Raw genomic sequence first — 15,120 nt, 5'->3', positions numbered from 1 at the left:
TTCATTTTTTTAAACTCCCTGCTCTAAATCTAATTTCATAAAGTCCTAGCAAACCTGCTGCTACTAGCAAAGGTAAGAAATAATAGACTCCCCGATAAGCTAACATTGATCCCAAAATTGCCGCCGCCGAAACTTTTGAGGAGAGAATCAGCAAAATTACAGTTTCAAATACTCCTAACCCACCAGGGACATTACTAACAACACCCGCAAACATCGCTAGTAAGTAGATTCCCAAAAAGTCTAGATAGGACAGAGATATATTAGTGGGAAGCACAGCGTAAAGAACTGCTGCTGCCAAAATCCAATCAAAACCAGAAATTGCTATTTGAACCAGGGATATTTTCAAAGAAGGAAATCGAAATTCTTGTCCCCGAATTATTAACGGTTGTTTAATAAAAATACTTCCTAGCAAATAAGCAGCTACCAGGAGCAGAAAAATCACGCCGATGGGACGCACAGTGGTAAAAGGTAAATGTAGTTGAGTGGGAATTTTGAGGGGGTTGATGATAAACAACAAACCTGCAACAGCAAACATCCCCAACCAAAAGGTAAAATTGGCGAAAGCAATTACTTGAGCGATCGCTACTGCTGACACTCCCCAACTAGAGTAAAATCGATAACGGATAGCACTGCCAGTTAGCAAGGCAAAACCGATGGTATTACTAAACGCAGAGCTAATAAAGTTGGTTAAAGCAATCTTGTTCCAACTTAGGGAACGATTAATGTAGCTAAAACCTAACATATCGTACCCAATCATCACTAGATAACCCAAGGCTGTCAGCCAAACTGCCCAGCTTAAGCGGCTTTTGGGAATAGCGGCCAGAGAGTTGAGGATATCACGATAATTATACTCATGCAATTCGTTAGCGATCGCCCACACAGAAAGCACCAGCAGCGACAAGCCGAACAGCGTGCTAAATTTGAGTCGAAACTTTTTAAGCATTTTAAAAGTCCTGAGTACTAAGTGAAGAAACCTATTCTAAGTCTTGACTTTTAACTTCCTAGCAGTCGCCAAATTTCCATCGGTTTGACACAGCATTGACATATCATTTGCATAAGCTTTTGAAGATAAACACCAGCTACAAAGTTTTTTTTATAGTGATAACTAAATAAATGAACTACAAAAAATCTAAAATTCTCTTCCTAGTTTCCGTATTAACTCTAGTTGGCTGTAATTACCGTCAAAGTGTAGCAGCAATACCTCAACAGCAGGATTTACAAACAACGCCTTCTCTTTTTTCAAGCCAGCCTGATACTAGGGATTTAGCTACTCCTCTAACTTACAAGATTGAAACCTATGATAGTCAGGTAATGGGTGCAAGTCGTACCTACGGCGTTTCTTTACCACCGGGCTATAAACAAAACCTAAAACAAAGTTATCCTGTAATCTTTCTCCTGCACGGTGGACATGGTTATCCTACTGATTGGTTTATTCAGAACAAGGGACAAGCTCTTAAGACTGTAGAAAAACTTTATACTACAGGTAAGTTGCCACCCAGCATCATCATCACACCAGATGGCAACGATAAACGTGGCTCTAGTCCCTACCGAGACCCCGCATATATCGATGGCCCTAACGGTAAAGTCTCCACAGCCGTAGGGGATGAGTTAGTAAAAGTTGTGCAAAGCCGTTATCGTACACTAACTAATCCAGATTTTTGGGCGATAGGTGGTTTATCTTCAGGTGGTTGGGGAGCAATGAATGTGGGATTACACAACTTGGATCATTTCTCGATTTTATTTAGTCATAGTGGTTATTTTCATGATAAAAGTGGCCCGATAAATAGCCCAATATCTTATATCAAAACCATTCCCCTACAAGCTCAAAAAAGGTTACGGATCTACCTAGATTCAGGTAAATCAGATATTGAAGAAATCGACGAAGCCAAAGGATTTACTAAAGTACTAAACGAACATAAAATTTATAATTCGTTTCGTCAGTTTCCTGGCAGTCACACTTGGCAATACTGGCGTGAACACTTAGCGGATTCTTTGACATTTGTGGGAAAACAATTTAGAGCTTCTGAGATAGCTCATAGAGATGAGAATTTAGGTTTTAATCGGGGTAAAAATACTCGAAGTTATTAGAACTTTTGGTGAAAAAAATGCAATTTTGCCAAAACGTTGACATCCAAAGGTGAACGTGGAAAAATTTGGTGCAGTTTTTCAGCAGATTAACTATAGTAAGTTCTAATTGAGGTGATTTTTTTTAACCGCCAAAAGAATATGAAGATTTCTAAATTTTTAATTAGCTTGGTAGGAGCGATCGCACTCCTCACGACTGCTAGTTATTATTATGTATTCATCTTAGGTGCGCCACAACTAGACCCGCCCCCAGAAGAGGCAGATACCGGGCTAAAGTTTCAATTAGCAACCTTCAACTCCCAAGCGATGGGTGCAGTCCGTAACTACGGTGTGATTTTGCCGCCGAGTTATAACAAAAATCAGCAAAAGCGCTACCCCGTGATATTCTTATTACACGGTGGTCATGATGATGCTCGCGCTTACGCTGACAAGTATGCACTCTTAGACGTACTGCATGAACTTTATCAAAGTGGAAAATTACCGCCCTCGATTGTGATTACACCTGATGGTAATGATAATCGCGGTTCCAGTCCTTTGTATGATCCTGATTATTTTGATGGGCAGAATGGCAAAGTGGGGACTTTGATTGGTTTAGAATTAGTAAAAGTTGTCAAATCGCGCTACCGCACTTTGGAAGAACCCCAGTTTTGGGCGCTAGGAGGTCTGTCTTCTGGGGGATGGGGGGCTTTTAATATCGGGTTACGCCATCTTAACAACTTCCACATTCTGTTTAGCCATAGCGGTTATTTTACCGATAATAGTGGTTCACAAAATAGTCCCCAAGAAATCGTGCAACAGCTACCAGTTGAAGATAGAAAGCAATTGCGTGTTTACCTAGATGCAGGTCTGAACGATACTAATTTACTGGCTTCTACCAAAGTTTTCAACGAAACCTTAAATAAATTAGGCATTGCTCACGTATTTTATGCATTTCCTGGAGGTCATGGTTTGTCTGGTGCAGATATAGGCTGGAACTACTTTCACAAACATCTCAAAGATTCGCTCTTCTATGTAGGTGAACAGTTTAAAAAAGTTGAGAGTTAGGAGTTAGGAGTTAAGAGTTTTAACGCTAAAACAAATGAAAAACGGCAAAGAACAAATGACAAAGAACAAATGACTAATAATTTAAAAACTCAGATTGGACTTTGGAGTGCAGCTTTCCTTACAGGTTTAGTCGGAGTAGTAAATTTGTTGTCAGCAGTGACACCTAACTTGTATGGGCGAAATCACTGGTTGAAGGAATTTTTACCATTTGAAATCCGGGCTAGTGGTCATATATTTGCAGCGTTGACTGGGTTTATTTTACTAGCACTTGCTACTAACTTATTACGCCGAAAAAGAATCGCTTGGTTACTGACGATTACTTTACTAGTGATTTCGATTTTCAGCCACTTGCTGAAGGGATTGGACTATGAAGAAAGCCTACTCTCTGGAGTTTTACTGCTGCAATTAATTTTGATGCGCCATTTTTTCACGGCGCAATCAGACCGTCCTTCCATTGCACGGGGAGTTCGAGCCCTGATCGGTGCTTTACTATTTACCCTGGCATACGGAACTATTGGATTTTACTTGTTAGACGGCAAGTTTTCCGAGAATTTTAATTGGCGGGAAGCGATGCTTCAGACTTTGGCGATGTTCTTCACCGAGGATAATTGGGGACTACAACCAAAGAGCCGATTTGGAGATTTCTTTGCTAATTCTATCTATATTATTGCCGCAGTTACGATTACATATGCAATAGTAATGCTATTGCAACCTGTGTTTTCGCGGAATCTAGCAACCACAAATGAGCGGCAAAAAGTTAAAGAAATTGTCGAGCAATATGGATGTTCTTCTTTAGCAGCTTTCACACTCTTAAATGATAAAAGTTATTATTTCAGTCCTTCAGGTAATAGTGTAATTGCTTATGTTCCTAAAGGACGGGGCGCGATCGCCTTAGGAGATCCCATCGGCCCGATTGAAGACCGCAAAGAGACAATTATTGCTTTTCAGCAGTTTTGCCAGCGCAATGACTGGTATCCTGGCTTTTACCAAACTTTGCCCGATGATGTTGAGCTTTATAAGTCATTGGGGTTTAAGGTACTCAAGATTGGAGAAGAAGCGATCGTTGACCTGAAAAGTTTTACATTACAAGGTAAAGCCGGTAAAAACTTTAGACCATCAATCAATCGTTTAACTAAGCTAGGATACCAAATCGACTTTTACCAACCACCCATCGCCGATGCTTTGTTGCACCGACTCAAACCTGTGAGTGATGAATGGCTGAAAATGGTACAAGGTTCGGAAAAACACTTTTCTTTGGGTTGGTTTGAGGAAGCTTACCTGCGAGAGTGCGAGATTGCTGTAGTGCATAATCCCGAAGGTCAAATCAGCGCCTTTGCCAACATTCTCCGGGAGTACCAACTCAACGAAGCCACTATTGACATGATGCGACATCGCTCGTCGATTGAAAATGGCACAATGGACTTTCTATTTATTTCCCTGCTTCAACATTTTAAAGAGTGTGGCTACGATAGCTTTAATTTCGGTCTTTCTGCACTTGCTGGAGTTGGAGAGAACCCAGAATCACGCCGCTTGGAGAAAGTATTGCACTATCTTTATGGGCATTTGAATCGCTTCTACAATTTCAAGGGATTGCACGCCTACAGAGAGAAGTTCCGCCCCCGTTGGGAACCGCGTTATTTGGTTTACCCCAGTTTAACCGCCTTACCTGATGTAGTTGTAGCATTGATTCGCGCCGATTCAGGCGATCGCCTTTTCGATTATTTCAAACCGGGAGCCTAAATGTGGGAAAAATAACAGGCAATGCTAATAATAGCAACCACAAGTTTTTGTTTGATTTTCATTCAAGTTTTCCTTTGCCTTTGCCTAAAAGTTGCTGTTTACATCCCCAATCCTGATCGGATAAATAAATCAGCAATCCTACTAAGTCCTGTCCCCAAACCCGGAATTAGAAATAGAAGCATCATGGCAAAGAGTCCGAACTGGGTATATTGTAGTGGTTTTAGCTGAGGAAAAATCTCACTGAAAACATGAAAACCATCGAGTGGTGGGATTGGCAGCAGATTAAACAGAAATAACGTCAAATTAATCCGAGCCGCTAGGTAAAAAAATTCGACACTGAAGAGTCCTGAAAGACTAGGTTTAAAGAAAAGTTTGAGCAGCACAATAAACAGAATGCCTAAAGCCAGATTTGATAATGGCCCAGCTGCTGATACCAAAATATTGCCTAGCTTCCCAGAGCGAAACTTAGATGGGTTGACGGGCATTTGTCCCCAAGCTATACCCATGAGACAGAGAAAGATGAGGGATTCTTTGCCCATGTGAACTACAGGATTAAGCGTGAGATGACCAGTTTGTTGTGGAGTGTTATCTCCCTGACTCATCGCAGCCCAGCCGTGAGCAAGTTCATGCAAAGTGATGGAAAAAATGACAATTACAACGATTCTGAAAAAATGAATCGGCTCTGTGATGAGTGTTTGGATAAACATACTTTATTAAATTTTGGTGAGGTAATATCTATGTAATAGAAATTATTGTGTATAAAGCTTAACAAGATATTTGCTTAACTTGCTACGGTAAATTTTGGTATATTTTATAAATCAAAATTTGCTACTTTGATTAATATCAATTGATTTTTAATAGCTTAAAAAAACATTCCATAACACTTTTGGGATTTTAAAACCTGGTAATAACTACGTATTTATTATAACTTTTAGTATATAAAGATTAGAGACTTTTGGATACTAGTAGAATAAAGTAGTATAAAAAAGCATATGTACTTTGATTTTGGTATATCACTTTGCAAAGTTAATTTTATTACCTGAAATAGCAATAGATTTACTAATAATCTTTAAGAAAATTAGGCAGAAATCAACTTCAATGAGACAATCTGACCTAATCTTCTCAACCTAAAGTCAGACATGAGCGATCGCACAAAGGCTCTACAGGCTCTCGCGGCAGAACGTTGGCGGGTATCCCTGATTCTCAGTGGAGCCATGATGTTTATTTACTTTGGCTTTATCCTATTAATCGCATTCAATAAGCCCCTACTGGGGTCATTAGTAGTTCCTGGCCTCAGCTTGGGAATTTTACTAGGGGCGCTGGTAATTGTCTCAGCATGGGTATTAATTTTTATCTACGTGCGCTGGGCAAATAGTAGTTACGACGATCAAATCGCCAGGCTGACACGCAAGTAAATTAACTATTAGCAATTTCTAGTCCCAAATCCAAATTATCAAACCCAAAATTAAGCATGAATAGTGTATGGTTCGCTCTGCCACTAGCGGCGGATATTAGCAGTCTTGGTAAGTTTAACCCGTTAGCGATCGCTTTCTTTTTTCTGTTTGTTGCAAGTTCTTTAGGCATTACTTTTTGGGCGGCAAAGCTCACCAAAAATACAGCACAATTCTATACAGCTGGCGGTAAGATTAGCGGTTTCCAAAATGGGCTGGCCTTGGCGGGAGACTTTATGAGTGCAGCTAGCTTTTTAGGTATCACTGGGCTGGTAGCACTCAACGGCTTTGACGGCTTAATTTATTCTATCGGCTTCCTGGTGGGCTGGCCGATTGTCATGTTCCTAATTGCCGAACCACTACGCAACTTAGGTAAATACACCTTTGCGGATGTAGTAGCTTATCGTTTGCAGCAAAAACCTGTACGCATAGCATCGGCGATTGGAACGCTGGTAGTAATTAGCTTTTATTTAATTGCCCAGATGGTAGGTGCTGGTGAGCTAATCAAACTATTATTTGGCTTTGATTATGAATTAGCTGTGGTTATCGTCGGTTGCGTGATGATGGCTTATGTGATTTTTGGCGGGATGATTGCCACCACTTGGGTACAAATTATTAAAGCAGTTTTGTTGCTCGGCGGAACAATCTTACTAGCTATCTTGGTACTGGCACGATTTGGCTTTAACCCGATCGCTCTTTTTGCGGCTGCATCTGAAAAGTATACAGGTGTATTAGCTCCGGGTAAACTGGTTTCTGATCCCCTTGATGCTATCTCCTTGGGGATGTCGTTGATGTTCGGCACGGCTGGACTACCCCACATCTTGATGCGTTTCTACACCGTACCCGACGCCAAAGCCGCGCGGCTCTCTGTTACTTACGCTACAGCGATTATTGGCGTTTTTTATCTCCTTACCTTCATCCTGGGCTTTGGAGCGATGGTGCTGGTAGGTCAAGATGCTATCAAGCAAATTGGTACTGGTGGTAATATGGCTGCACCGATGTTAGCAGAATTTCTCGGTGGTGATCCTTTCTTAGGTTTTATTTCGGCTGTTTCCTTTGCAACTATTCTGGCGGTAGTAGCGGGGTTGACGCTCTCAGGTGCGGCTGCATTGTCCCACGATTTATGGGTAAATGTGGTGCGCTCTGGCCATGCCGACGAGTCAGAACAGCTGAAAGTGGCTCGTGGTGCGACAATGGTTTTGGGGTTAGTGGCGATAATTCTGGGTATTTTGTTTAAAGGGCAAAACGTCGCTTATATGGTAGGTTTAGCATTTGCGATCGCAGCTAGTGCAAACTTCCCAGCGTTGCTTTTATCAATGCTTTGGCGACGCTTCACCACTAACGGGGCGGTTGCGAGTATGTTAGTAGGTACTGTCTCCTCTTTAGTGCTAATTTATTTGTCACCTACAATTCAAGTAACAATTCTCAAGCACGCTTCAGCACCCTTTCCTTTGAAAAATCCTGGATTAATCAGTATCCCATTGGCATTTATTGTGGCGATCGTCGTTTCACTATTGAGTACTGAACAGGAGGCACTAGAAAAATTTGCGGAAGTTGAGGATCGCATTCACATTGGTTCTGGAATGTGATTTTGTCAACGCACAAACAAGTCATGCGATCGCGTTTGTTATTTCGGCGTTCACATTTGTTATTTCGGCGTTCACATTTGTTATTTCGGCGATCGCATTTGTTATTTCGGCGATCGCATTTGTTATTTCGGCGATCGCATTTGTTATTTCGGCGTTCGCGTTTGTTATTTCGGCGTTCGCATTTGTTATTTCGGCGTTCGCATTTGTTATTTCGGCGTTCGCATTTGTTATTTCGGCGTTCGCGTTTGTTATTTCGGCGTTCGCGTTTGTTATTTCGGCGTTCGCGTTTGTTATTTCGGCGATGCCTGGGTTGGGCTACGCCAACGCATTTATCGATTTTGTGACTGCAATTGCGATTTTAGCGATCGCAAAGTTCTGTTTTTCCATTGACACGCTATTCTCATCGCCATTGATTTACAGCAGAATTCAAGTATTTGAACCACATCTGTCGTAGGGGCACAGAAAAAGCTCATACGTGTCAACTTAAGGTAGAAGTCAGGCAAAAAAAGGGTTCCACGGTTGCCCTCATCCCCTAACCCCTTCTCCCAAGACGGGAGAAGGGGTTAGGGGAATTTTCTCCCCTCTCCCATATTGGGAGAGGGGCTGGGGGTGAGGGCAAAACTCATACAGTCAGAAGATTTCAGCTTAAGTTGACACCAATGAGCATTGCTGTGCCCTTACTGTGTGGTCTATTTACCTGAAAATAGCTGTAACTAAAACCCTGCTTTTCCTTACTGTCCAAGTTCTTTAATGTTTTTCATCACTTGTTGATATAAGTCGTTGTTACCTTGACTTTGAAAAATGCTTGCTGCTTGTTGTAAGTCCTTAAGCGCACCCTGTTTGTCTCCATTGGTGACGCGGGCATTTCCCCGGTTATTGTAGGCAGGGGCAAAGTTAGGATTGAGGCGAATGGCTTGATTGTAATCTGCGATCGCACCCTGTGGATCTCCATTGGCAGCACGGGCATTTCCTCGGTTATTATAAGCGATCGCATATTTGGGGTTGAGGATAATTGCTTGATCAAGATCATCTATTGCCCCTTTTTTGTCTCCATTGGTGACGCGGGCATTCCCTCGATTATTGTAGGCTTCGGCATAGTTGGGATTAAGGCGAATCGCTTCACTGTAATCTTTGACTGCTTCTCTGTTGCTTCCCAGTGAGGCGCGAGCATTTCCTAAGTTATTGTAGGCTTCAGCGTCATCAGGGTTGATGCGAAGTGCTTGATTGTAATCTGCGATCGCTTTATCCTTGTCTCCCAAATCAAAGTAGGCTAATCCCCGACCGTTGTAGGCAGCGCCATATTGAGAATTTTGATTAATTGCCTTACTATAGGAAGCGATCGCGGCTTGCAAGTCGCCGTTTAAATGCTGATCCTTTCCCTGAATATAGAATTTCCCACCAATGGATGTTGTCGCTGAACGACGGCTAGGTGGACTGACTCCTATTTCTGTCACCAATACATTCTCATTCTGACTGCAAGAAACACTGCTAATTGCAGTCAATGTACTAAAAATAGCTATGGTAAATAAAGTATTTACCCTTGTTCGCTTTTGCCCAAATAAACGCCGTCTCATAAGTTAATATAAACTGCCATAACGCCGGAATAAGATTACTACCAAAATCTAGATTTTAATTCTTTCACTCAATAATTATTCTAACTTTTGATATAACTGTAAAGTGAATTGACAAATTTAGGTGATATTCAATAGCTTTATTTAATGGTTATTTGTCAAAGCAATTATCAACTATAAAGTATCAAACTTGCTAGATAAATTCTGACATTTGTAGCCTGATGAACAATTTACTCATCCTCAGTTTGATTCTCTTGAGTTTTGGAATTTAGCCGCCAATAAATAGTTTTGTCAATATCTACAGACAGATGTTCCAGATTTTGCCCTAAATCTTTTTGGAGTTTCTGAGTTAGTGTGATCGGAAAATCTAAATTAATACCTTGAGTTTGTGCTAACCTTGCCAATTCCATAAAAGTAGCTTTGACTGTAGTGCGCTCAGAACTAGTCAGCTTATAATCAGAAGTTTCGGATATATTCTGAGCTTGCATAGCTTTTTTCATGCGTTCTTCTAAATGCTCATATTCAGAATTCAACAACTTCGATTGCTGCTGAAGTTGTGAGTATCTGCTACTTAGTGATATTAAGTCTTCCGTTGCAGAGTTGGGGCTAGCTTGGGCTTGTAATCCTAACAAATTTAAGTGGATTTGAGCAAGATAAATACAATCTAAGTAAGCATACTCTATCTGTTCTTCAGTTAGGGGACGTTTTGCCCAATCGCTTTTTTGTTCTTGTTTGTCGATATTGTTAAAGCTACAAAGTGCTGTAGCTATGGTCTTGAGTTGGTAGTTGGGTAATGGTAAAAGATAGTAGGGAATTTTTTTTGCTATTTCCAAAGTGCAAGTAATATTTTTGGCTTTCTTGTTACCGAGAAGCTTTAGATCATAACTGGCGTTGTGAAAAACTTTTTCAATTGCAGAATTTATCATAATTTCATCAATAAATTCAGCTATAATGTTAGGCTGATCTAGGACATCTAAAAGGTAGACGCGATCGCCACTCATATCTTGAGGATCATCTAATACCTGAATCAGCGATAGTCGCGGATTACGACTTTTATAGTCAGCCACTTCTGTATCTATCCACAGCGTTTTAGCGTTGGTATATTCAGCAACAATGGCACAAATTTCGTCCGCAGAAGTAAGGTACGGCATTGGCTAATATTTTCTGATATTTAGGGCATTGTAAGCAAGCCATAGTTTTCTAAAGTAACATTTTGTTGGTAATTTTGCTGGCACAGTATTGCAAAAACACTGAAGTTTTGAGTTACCGCCGCAACGCCCGTACTTCTCTACCAGACGCTGCGCGTAGCTTGCTTCCACGTTCGCGGAGCGCGTCTCGTAGAGAAGTGGTACGGCAAGCTACCTCTCTACGAGACGCTCCGCGTAGCTTGTCCTCCGCCAGGAGTACGGCTGCGCTCGGCACAAGTCAGTAACCATCGTAGACATCGCCAAACAGACTCAAATCTGATAACATCGAGTCACCACTATGGGATGGCATAGTCCTCAGCATCTACCTTAAATTCATAGAAAGCTACATCCTGGTTAGCAGCCGTCAGGAAAATTGAATTGGCATTTCTCAAAACTGGGCGAAAAATCTTACCTTCAAAAAATCGTCCAAGTTTCAATTTTCAGTAACCTGAGTGCGAGCTTTGGGTACATTTACTGCTTCACATTTGATTGTTTTTTAACATCTGCTCCTCACCATGACACAGACTTCAAGTACTCAATTCGGAGATAGATAATGAAAAACCTAATTCTCTTACTAGTTAGCAGCATTTTGGTAGTTGGTACTTTTGGCTGTCAAAAGGCTCCTAAAACTGGTTCGGAAACTCCTAACACTACTAATGAAGCCGCTCAAGCACCAGCAACACCAGCTTCTCAAATAAATCAAACTACTACCAACATTCCAGGAAAAGAAACTACTCCTTCAGTAGCTAGCACAGACACCAAAGTTAAAACCGATGCTGAAAAACCAGCAGCAACAAAAGCCAAGGGCGACTTAAAAACGGAAGTTAGCAAAAAGTTGAACAAAGGTTTACCAAGCAATAAGTTACAAGTTGAAAACAAAGAAGGTGAAATTATCCTCAAAGGCACAGCAGCTTCTGTTGAAGAACTTCAGAAAGCTGAAACCTTGGCTAAAGAAGTCCAAGGTGTGAAGACAGTGAAGGTGGAAGCAAAAGTTGAAGCTGTGAAAAAGCCATAAAAGCATAACTGAAACTGTTAGTTACAGCAGTTTTCATTTAATTCAACCACAGATGTTGTAGGGGCAATTCATCTAGACGAAGGCTGACCGCAGGGTATTGCCCCTACCTAAAAATCATTATTTTTAGCTATTGTTTACGTAAGTCCTGATTACTTCTCTTTCAGCTTTCAGTTTCCCTAAGTAGGAAAGGTAGGACAAATTTTTCGCACATTTTAGATATGCATCAAATAAGCTGTTAATACTGTTTTTCCAATGGGTATTAAATACAATACAGTTCAGTTAAGCATTTCTTCCTTCTCTTCCTTCTCTACGAGACGCTACGCGAATGCGTCCTTCTCTACGAGACGCTGCGCGAATGCGGTTCGTTAAAAAAATTGACTTTGACAAAGAGTTTTAGCCTTAACCCAAGCGTATTGGTATTAAATATATTTTTGTCTGAAGCAAGAATCTTGTTACGTAAAATATAAATTTTATATAAAGTCGAGAAAATACATACCCTCTTAGAGATAATCAAGGCAAAGTTTCTGAGACGATTTAAATAAAAAGAAGTGGGACTGTATATCTTTTCCGGCTCATTCAAGTAAAAACTAGCGTAAAAATCATTTTTAAAGTTTCGATGAATGACCGTAATAATACGAATAATCTAATAATTTTAATGATACAGTTTCTTTATTATCAACCTAACATTAACCAAGACAACGCCAACAAATTATTTTCATTATAGCCATAAGCTATAGCGTGTGGCTATCAAGTCTATATACCCATACAGACTAAGGGTATCGTTTTTTGTGTGCCTAACTTTTTACAAAAATTCATTACCGATGATAAATTCCAAATATTAACAATGTTCTCAATCTAATACTTTGCGTATAACAGCCATAAGGCTAAACTTCGGCATACTTAATACTTGTTATTGAGTTTAGCAATATATTATTAAGTGCCTGCCGTAGTAGATATAGAAGCGTGAATAGACATAACAATACCAAACAATTGACTGTGTTAAAGGTTATCGTTTATGGGATGCCGATTGAAAGTCTTTCTAAATAAAGAAGAAAAGCTGACTTTAGAAGAGTTAAGAAAAGCCAAAGATGTTCCTCAACGTACTAAGGATCGAGCTCAAGTTTTACTGCTGAATGCTCGCGGCTTAAAAAATGAGCATATTGCTAAAGGCTTAAACTGGGCAATTTCAACAGTACGTCAAACTCTTCATCGCTGGGAAAAGATGGGTTTAGTAGGTCTCTGGGATGCTCCTGGCCGAGGAGGAAAACCCCGATATTCGGAATCAGATTTGGTTTATCTAGAAAATTGTTTAGCTCAAGAGCCACAGACTTATAACTCTAAACAACTGGCAAAAAAACTGGCATCTGAGCGTCAAGTAAGCTTGAGTGCAGATCGATTACGACGGGTACTTAAAAAAAGGGGAAGGAGGTTTGGAAGCCCACGCACTCAAACCCAGAAACAGAATAAACCTGTTGCAAAAATACTTGAACCGCCAGGGAATCAAGCCCCTGTTTAATAGTAAAACTCCGTTTAAACCGACTAAAAATAGTGTCATTAGTTGGTTTAAACCGACTAGAGCTATAAGAAAAGAAAATTTATTTCCGGGCGGGTGTTCGACTTTTGCAGCAGGTCTAATAATTAGCTGATTTTTGAATAGCTGTTGATTCAGAAGTCAGAATCAAGACGCACTCCTACGGGAAAGCAATCTACGCGGACTCGCTCACCGTGGCGCTATCCACCAGTCGGACTCCAATTCTTTCTGAATTATGTTTAGATAAAACAAAATCCACCTAAACATTAAAGTCTTTGGTGGATTTGTTAGTTACTTTTAGTGGATCCGAGCAGAGTCGAACTGCTGTCCAAATTGGGTATTGACCCCCCGCTCATTCACAGGTTTAGCCTTTCTGACCCTCAAGGCGGGAATCGTTCATTATCCCGAACGTAGGATGCTCTGATTTAATCTTAGCCAGCAAGCCAACCAGAGAACGCTTACTAGAGCATCCGTTGGGGTTTGGTCTTCAGTCCTTAACGGAGTCAAACTAAAGACGCTCGAACCTATAAGAGGTGTTTAGGCAGCTACTAGAGCGTCCTTACGAGCAAAGTTAACGATGTTGTTCGCATTTACTTTTTTTTCGAGCCTTTGATTTCCGAGAGGAGACTCACTCTCGACCTGAATCACAGAGCAGCGTTCGCCAACCTGTCGAAACCGTGACGGACCCATGCGCTTCATTCTTCAATTATAATACGCAATGTTTGAAATGTGTTACTAGACAAAAAATATTTGGTTGCTGTTTAAAATCTAAAGATTCGCCCTTGTAGTTGTAGATGTCGCGCAAAAGCTTGCAGAACAACCACAGCAGCAGTTCGCTTTTCTAGCAGCATTGAATGAGCCGAAGGAAACAGCGAATTTACCAGAAAAAAAATAGCCAATTGCTAATCTTAAAGTAATTAGCAATTAGCTATTATCGCAACTAACAATTAGCTATATCCTAAGTTAGTGCTTCAGCACCGCCCACAACTTCAAGGAGTTCTTGGGTAATTGCAGCTTGTCGGGCTTTGTTATAAGACAGCGTGAGGGTGTCAATCAGTTCACCTGCGTTCTCGCTGGCATTACTCATGGCTGTCATCCGGGCTGCTAGTTCACTAGCCGCCGATTCTTGCAACGCCCGCAATAACTGGTTACTCAGATACAGGGGCAACAAAGAATCGAGAATCTGCACTGGATCTTGCTCGAAAATCATGTCAGGAGCCAACAGGCGGACTTGCTTAGTCACTTTCTCCCGTTCTACTTCAAATTTACCGCCACGGGATGTCAAGCGGAAGATTTCATCATCGGCTGCTTCTAGACCTTGTGGATCGAGGGGCAGTAAGGTTTGCACCACAGGACGAGAGCTAACCAGGGAAAGGAATCTGGTATAGATTAATTCGATGCGGTCTACTTTTTCCGAAAGGAATAAGGAAAGTAGTTGGTCAGCAATCTGATTGGCTTCGGCTGCGGTGGGAATTTGTTCTAAGCCGCTGTAAGTGGCATCTATGGGCTGACTGCGGCGTTGAAAGTACTGTGTAGCCTTGCGCCCAACGATTACAAATGTGTAGTCTAAACCTTCTGCCTTAATTTCTTTGGCGCGGTTTTCTGCACGACGGATAACGTTATTATTGTAGCCGCCGCATAGACCGCGATCGCCTGAAATGACCAACAGCCCGACTGACTTAACTTGGCGTTTTTTCAGCAGTGGCAGGTTTGCTTCTTCAAATCGTAGACGGCTTTGTAAACCATATAATACTTGTGCCAAGCGATCGGCAAAGGGGCGAGTCGCTAGCACTTGTTCTTGCGCCCGACGCACTCTAGCTGCCGCAACTAGGCGCATGGCTTCTGTAATTTTCTTGGTGTTTTTGACCGACTGAATGCGATCGCGTATTGCTTTTAGATTGGCCATA

16 protein-coding genes and 1 other RNA gene are annotated in these 15,120 nt (G+C 41.2%); 8 read left to right on the top strand and 9 right to left on the bottom strand.

The genetic code is table 11. From position 1 onward, the window contains the following. Position 1 precedes the first annotated feature (1 nt). Positions 2-943 carry a lysylphosphatidylglycerol synthase domain-containing protein gene (locus V7K15_RS03980; RefSeq protein WP_334903189.1) on the bottom strand — a complete coding sequence of 314 codons (942 nt, stop codon included), beginning with the start codon at positions 941-943 and terminating at the stop codon, positions 2-4. Positions 944-1,113: 170 nt separating this feature from the next. Between V7K15_RS03980 and V7K15_RS03975 the strand changes: the two genes are divergently transcribed. The 3 genes from V7K15_RS03975 to V7K15_RS03965 all read left to right on the top strand — a co-directional run bounded on the left by V7K15_RS03975 (position 1,114) and on the right by V7K15_RS03965 (position 4,869). Then, entirely contained in the window at positions 1,114-2,088 is a 975-nt protein-coding gene (locus tag V7K15_RS03975; protein ID WP_334903187.1) for an alpha/beta hydrolase, read from the top strand. A 138-nt stretch (positions 2,089-2,226) separates the two neighbouring features. Further along, positions 2,227-3,129 carry an alpha/beta hydrolase gene (locus V7K15_RS03970; RefSeq protein ID WP_334903185.1) on the top strand — a complete coding sequence of 301 codons (903 nt, stop codon included), beginning with the start codon at positions 2,227-2,229 and terminating at the stop codon, positions 3,127-3,129. Between the two features lie 69 nt (positions 3,130-3,198). Next, a complete protein-coding gene (locus V7K15_RS03965) occupies positions 3,199-4,869 on the top strand; it encodes a phosphatidylglycerol lysyltransferase domain-containing protein (protein ID WP_334903183.1) in 1,671 nt (556 codons plus the stop codon). Between the two features lie 98 nt (positions 4,870-4,967). Here the strand turns inward: V7K15_RS03965 and V7K15_RS03960 are convergent, their stop codons facing one another. Beyond that, positions 4,968-5,576, bottom strand: a complete 609-nt coding sequence (locus V7K15_RS03960) for a site-2 protease family protein (protein ID WP_334903182.1) — start codon at positions 5,574-5,576, stop codon at positions 4,968-4,970. 432 nt (positions 5,577-6,008) lie between these two features. Between V7K15_RS03960 and V7K15_RS03955 the strand changes: the two genes are divergently transcribed. From V7K15_RS03955 to V7K15_RS03945, 3 genes are read left to right on the top strand one after another with little or no spacing between them, the layout of a single operon-like run. Beyond that, on the top strand, positions 6,009-6,284 hold the full coding sequence (locus tag V7K15_RS03955; RefSeq protein ID WP_334903181.1) for a DUF485 domain-containing protein: 276 nt from the start codon (positions 6,009-6,011) through the stop codon (positions 6,282-6,284). 56 nt (positions 6,285-6,340) lie between these two features. Then, the gene (locus V7K15_RS03950; RefSeq protein WP_334903180.1) at positions 6,341-7,909 is read left to right on the top strand and encodes a sodium:solute symporter family transporter; all 1,569 of its coding nucleotides are present in this window, start codon (positions 6,341-6,343) and stop codon (positions 7,907-7,909) included. A gap of 2 nt (positions 7,910-7,911) precedes the next feature. Beyond that, complete coding sequence (locus V7K15_RS03945) at positions 7,912-8,253, top strand: hypothetical protein (RefSeq protein WP_334903179.1); 342 nt, start codon at positions 7,912-7,914, stop codon at positions 8,251-8,253. A 387-nt stretch (positions 8,254-8,640) separates the two neighbouring features. On the opposite strand, the gene V7K15_RS03940 is transcribed toward V7K15_RS03945, so the two are convergent. The 4 genes from V7K15_RS03940 to V7K15_RS03925 form a co-directional block, all read right to left on the bottom strand. Next, positions 8,641-9,483 carry a tetratricopeptide repeat protein gene (locus tag V7K15_RS03940; RefSeq protein ID WP_334903177.1) on the bottom strand — a complete coding sequence of 281 codons (843 nt, stop codon included), beginning with the start codon at positions 9,481-9,483 and terminating at the stop codon, positions 8,641-8,643. Positions 9,484-9,710: 227 nt separating this feature from the next. Further along, positions 9,711-10,631: a ribonuclease D gene (locus V7K15_RS03935; protein WP_334903175.1), complete on the bottom strand. Its 921-nt coding sequence runs from the start codon at positions 10,629-10,631 to the stop codon at positions 9,711-9,713. 112 nt (positions 10,632-10,743) lie between these two features. After that, on the bottom strand, positions 10,744-10,902 hold the full coding sequence (locus tag V7K15_RS03930) for a hypothetical protein (RefSeq protein WP_334903173.1): 159 nt from the start codon (positions 10,900-10,902) through the stop codon (positions 10,744-10,746). A gap of 61 nt (positions 10,903-10,963) precedes the next feature. After that, positions 10,964-11,104 (bottom strand): hypothetical protein, encoded by a 141-nt coding sequence (locus tag V7K15_RS03925; protein ID WP_334903171.1) that lies wholly within the window; start codon positions 11,102-11,104, stop codon positions 10,964-10,966. A 116-nt stretch (positions 11,105-11,220) separates the two neighbouring features. Here V7K15_RS03925 and V7K15_RS03920 point away from each other — a divergent pair, with 116 nt between their 5' ends. Both V7K15_RS03920 and V7K15_RS03915 read left to right on the top strand, forming a co-directional pair. Then, complete coding sequence (locus V7K15_RS03920) at positions 11,221-11,682, top strand: BON domain-containing protein (protein WP_334903170.1); 462 nt, start codon at positions 11,221-11,223, stop codon at positions 11,680-11,682. A 1,027-nt stretch (positions 11,683-12,709) separates the two neighbouring features. Beyond that, on the top strand, positions 12,710-13,198 hold the full coding sequence (locus V7K15_RS03915; protein WP_334903168.1) for a helix-turn-helix domain-containing protein: 489 nt from the start codon (positions 12,710-12,712) through the stop codon (positions 13,196-13,198). Positions 13,199-13,511: 313 nt separating this feature from the next. Here V7K15_RS03915 and ssrA read toward each other — a convergent pair. From ssrA to V7K15_RS03900, 3 genes are all read right to left on the bottom strand, one after another. After that, positions 13,512-13,901: a transfer-messenger RNA gene (gene ssrA / locus V7K15_RS03910) on the bottom strand. Between the two features lie 73 nt (positions 13,902-13,974). After that, complete coding sequence (locus V7K15_RS03905) at positions 13,975-14,112, bottom strand: hypothetical protein (RefSeq protein WP_334903166.1); 138 nt, start codon at positions 14,110-14,112, stop codon at positions 13,975-13,977. Between the two features lie 59 nt (positions 14,113-14,171). Next, the gene (locus V7K15_RS03900) at positions 14,172-15,119 is read right to left on the bottom strand and encodes a F0F1 ATP synthase subunit gamma (protein WP_334903164.1); all 948 of its coding nucleotides are present in this window, start codon (positions 15,117-15,119) and stop codon (positions 14,172-14,174) included. Between the last annotated feature and the right edge of the window lies 1 nt (position 15,120).

Origin of the sequence: Nostoc sp. (genome assembly GCF_036919815.1) — a bacterium.
Lineage (GTDB): Bacteria > Cyanobacteriota > Cyanobacteriia > Cyanobacteriales > Nostocaceae > Nostoc.
The sequence above is the reverse complement of the archived record's forward strand: the minus strand, read 5'-3'. Positions and strand labels throughout refer to the sequence as shown.

What these genes read in the sequence shown, in the direction of transcription:
- V7K15_RS03960 (WP_334903182.1), bottom strand. Translation starts at nt 5,576, where the DNA reads ATGTTTATCCAAACACTCATCACAGAGCCGATTCATTTTTTCAGAATC.
- V7K15_RS03970 (WP_334903185.1), top strand. Translation starts at nt 2,227, where the DNA reads ATGAAGATTTCTAAATTTTTAATTAGCTTGGTAGGAGCGATCGCACTC.
- V7K15_RS03940 (WP_334903177.1), bottom strand. Translation starts at nt 9,483, where the DNA reads ATGAGACGGCGTTTATTTGGGCAAAAGCGAACAAGGGTAAATACTTTA.
- V7K15_RS03935 (WP_334903175.1), bottom strand. Translation starts at nt 10,631, where the DNA reads ATGCCGTACCTTACTTCTGCGGACGAAATTTGTGCCATTGTTGCTGAA.
- V7K15_RS03900 (WP_334903164.1), bottom strand. Translation starts at nt 15,119, where the DNA reads ATGGCCAATCTAAAAGCAATACGCGATCGCATTCAGTCGGTCAAAAAC.
- V7K15_RS03965 (WP_334903183.1), top strand. Translation starts at nt 3,199, where the DNA reads ATGACTAATAATTTAAAAACTCAGATTGGACTTTGGAGTGCAGCTTTC.
- V7K15_RS03955 (WP_334903181.1), top strand. Translation starts at nt 6,009, where the DNA reads ATGAGCGATCGCACAAAGGCTCTACAGGCTCTCGCGGCAGAACGTTGG.
- V7K15_RS03950 (WP_334903180.1), top strand. Translation starts at nt 6,341, where the DNA reads ATGAATAGTGTATGGTTCGCTCTGCCACTAGCGGCGGATATTAGCAGT.
- V7K15_RS03980 (WP_334903189.1), bottom strand. Translation starts at nt 943, where the DNA reads ATGCTTAAAAAGTTTCGACTCAAATTTAGCACGCTGTTCGGCTTGTCG.
- V7K15_RS03920 (WP_334903170.1), top strand. Translation starts at nt 11,221, where the DNA reads ATGAAAAACCTAATTCTCTTACTAGTTAGCAGCATTTTGGTAGTTGGT.
- V7K15_RS03975 (WP_334903187.1), top strand. Translation starts at nt 1,114, where the DNA reads ATGAACTACAAAAAATCTAAAATTCTCTTCCTAGTTTCCGTATTAACT.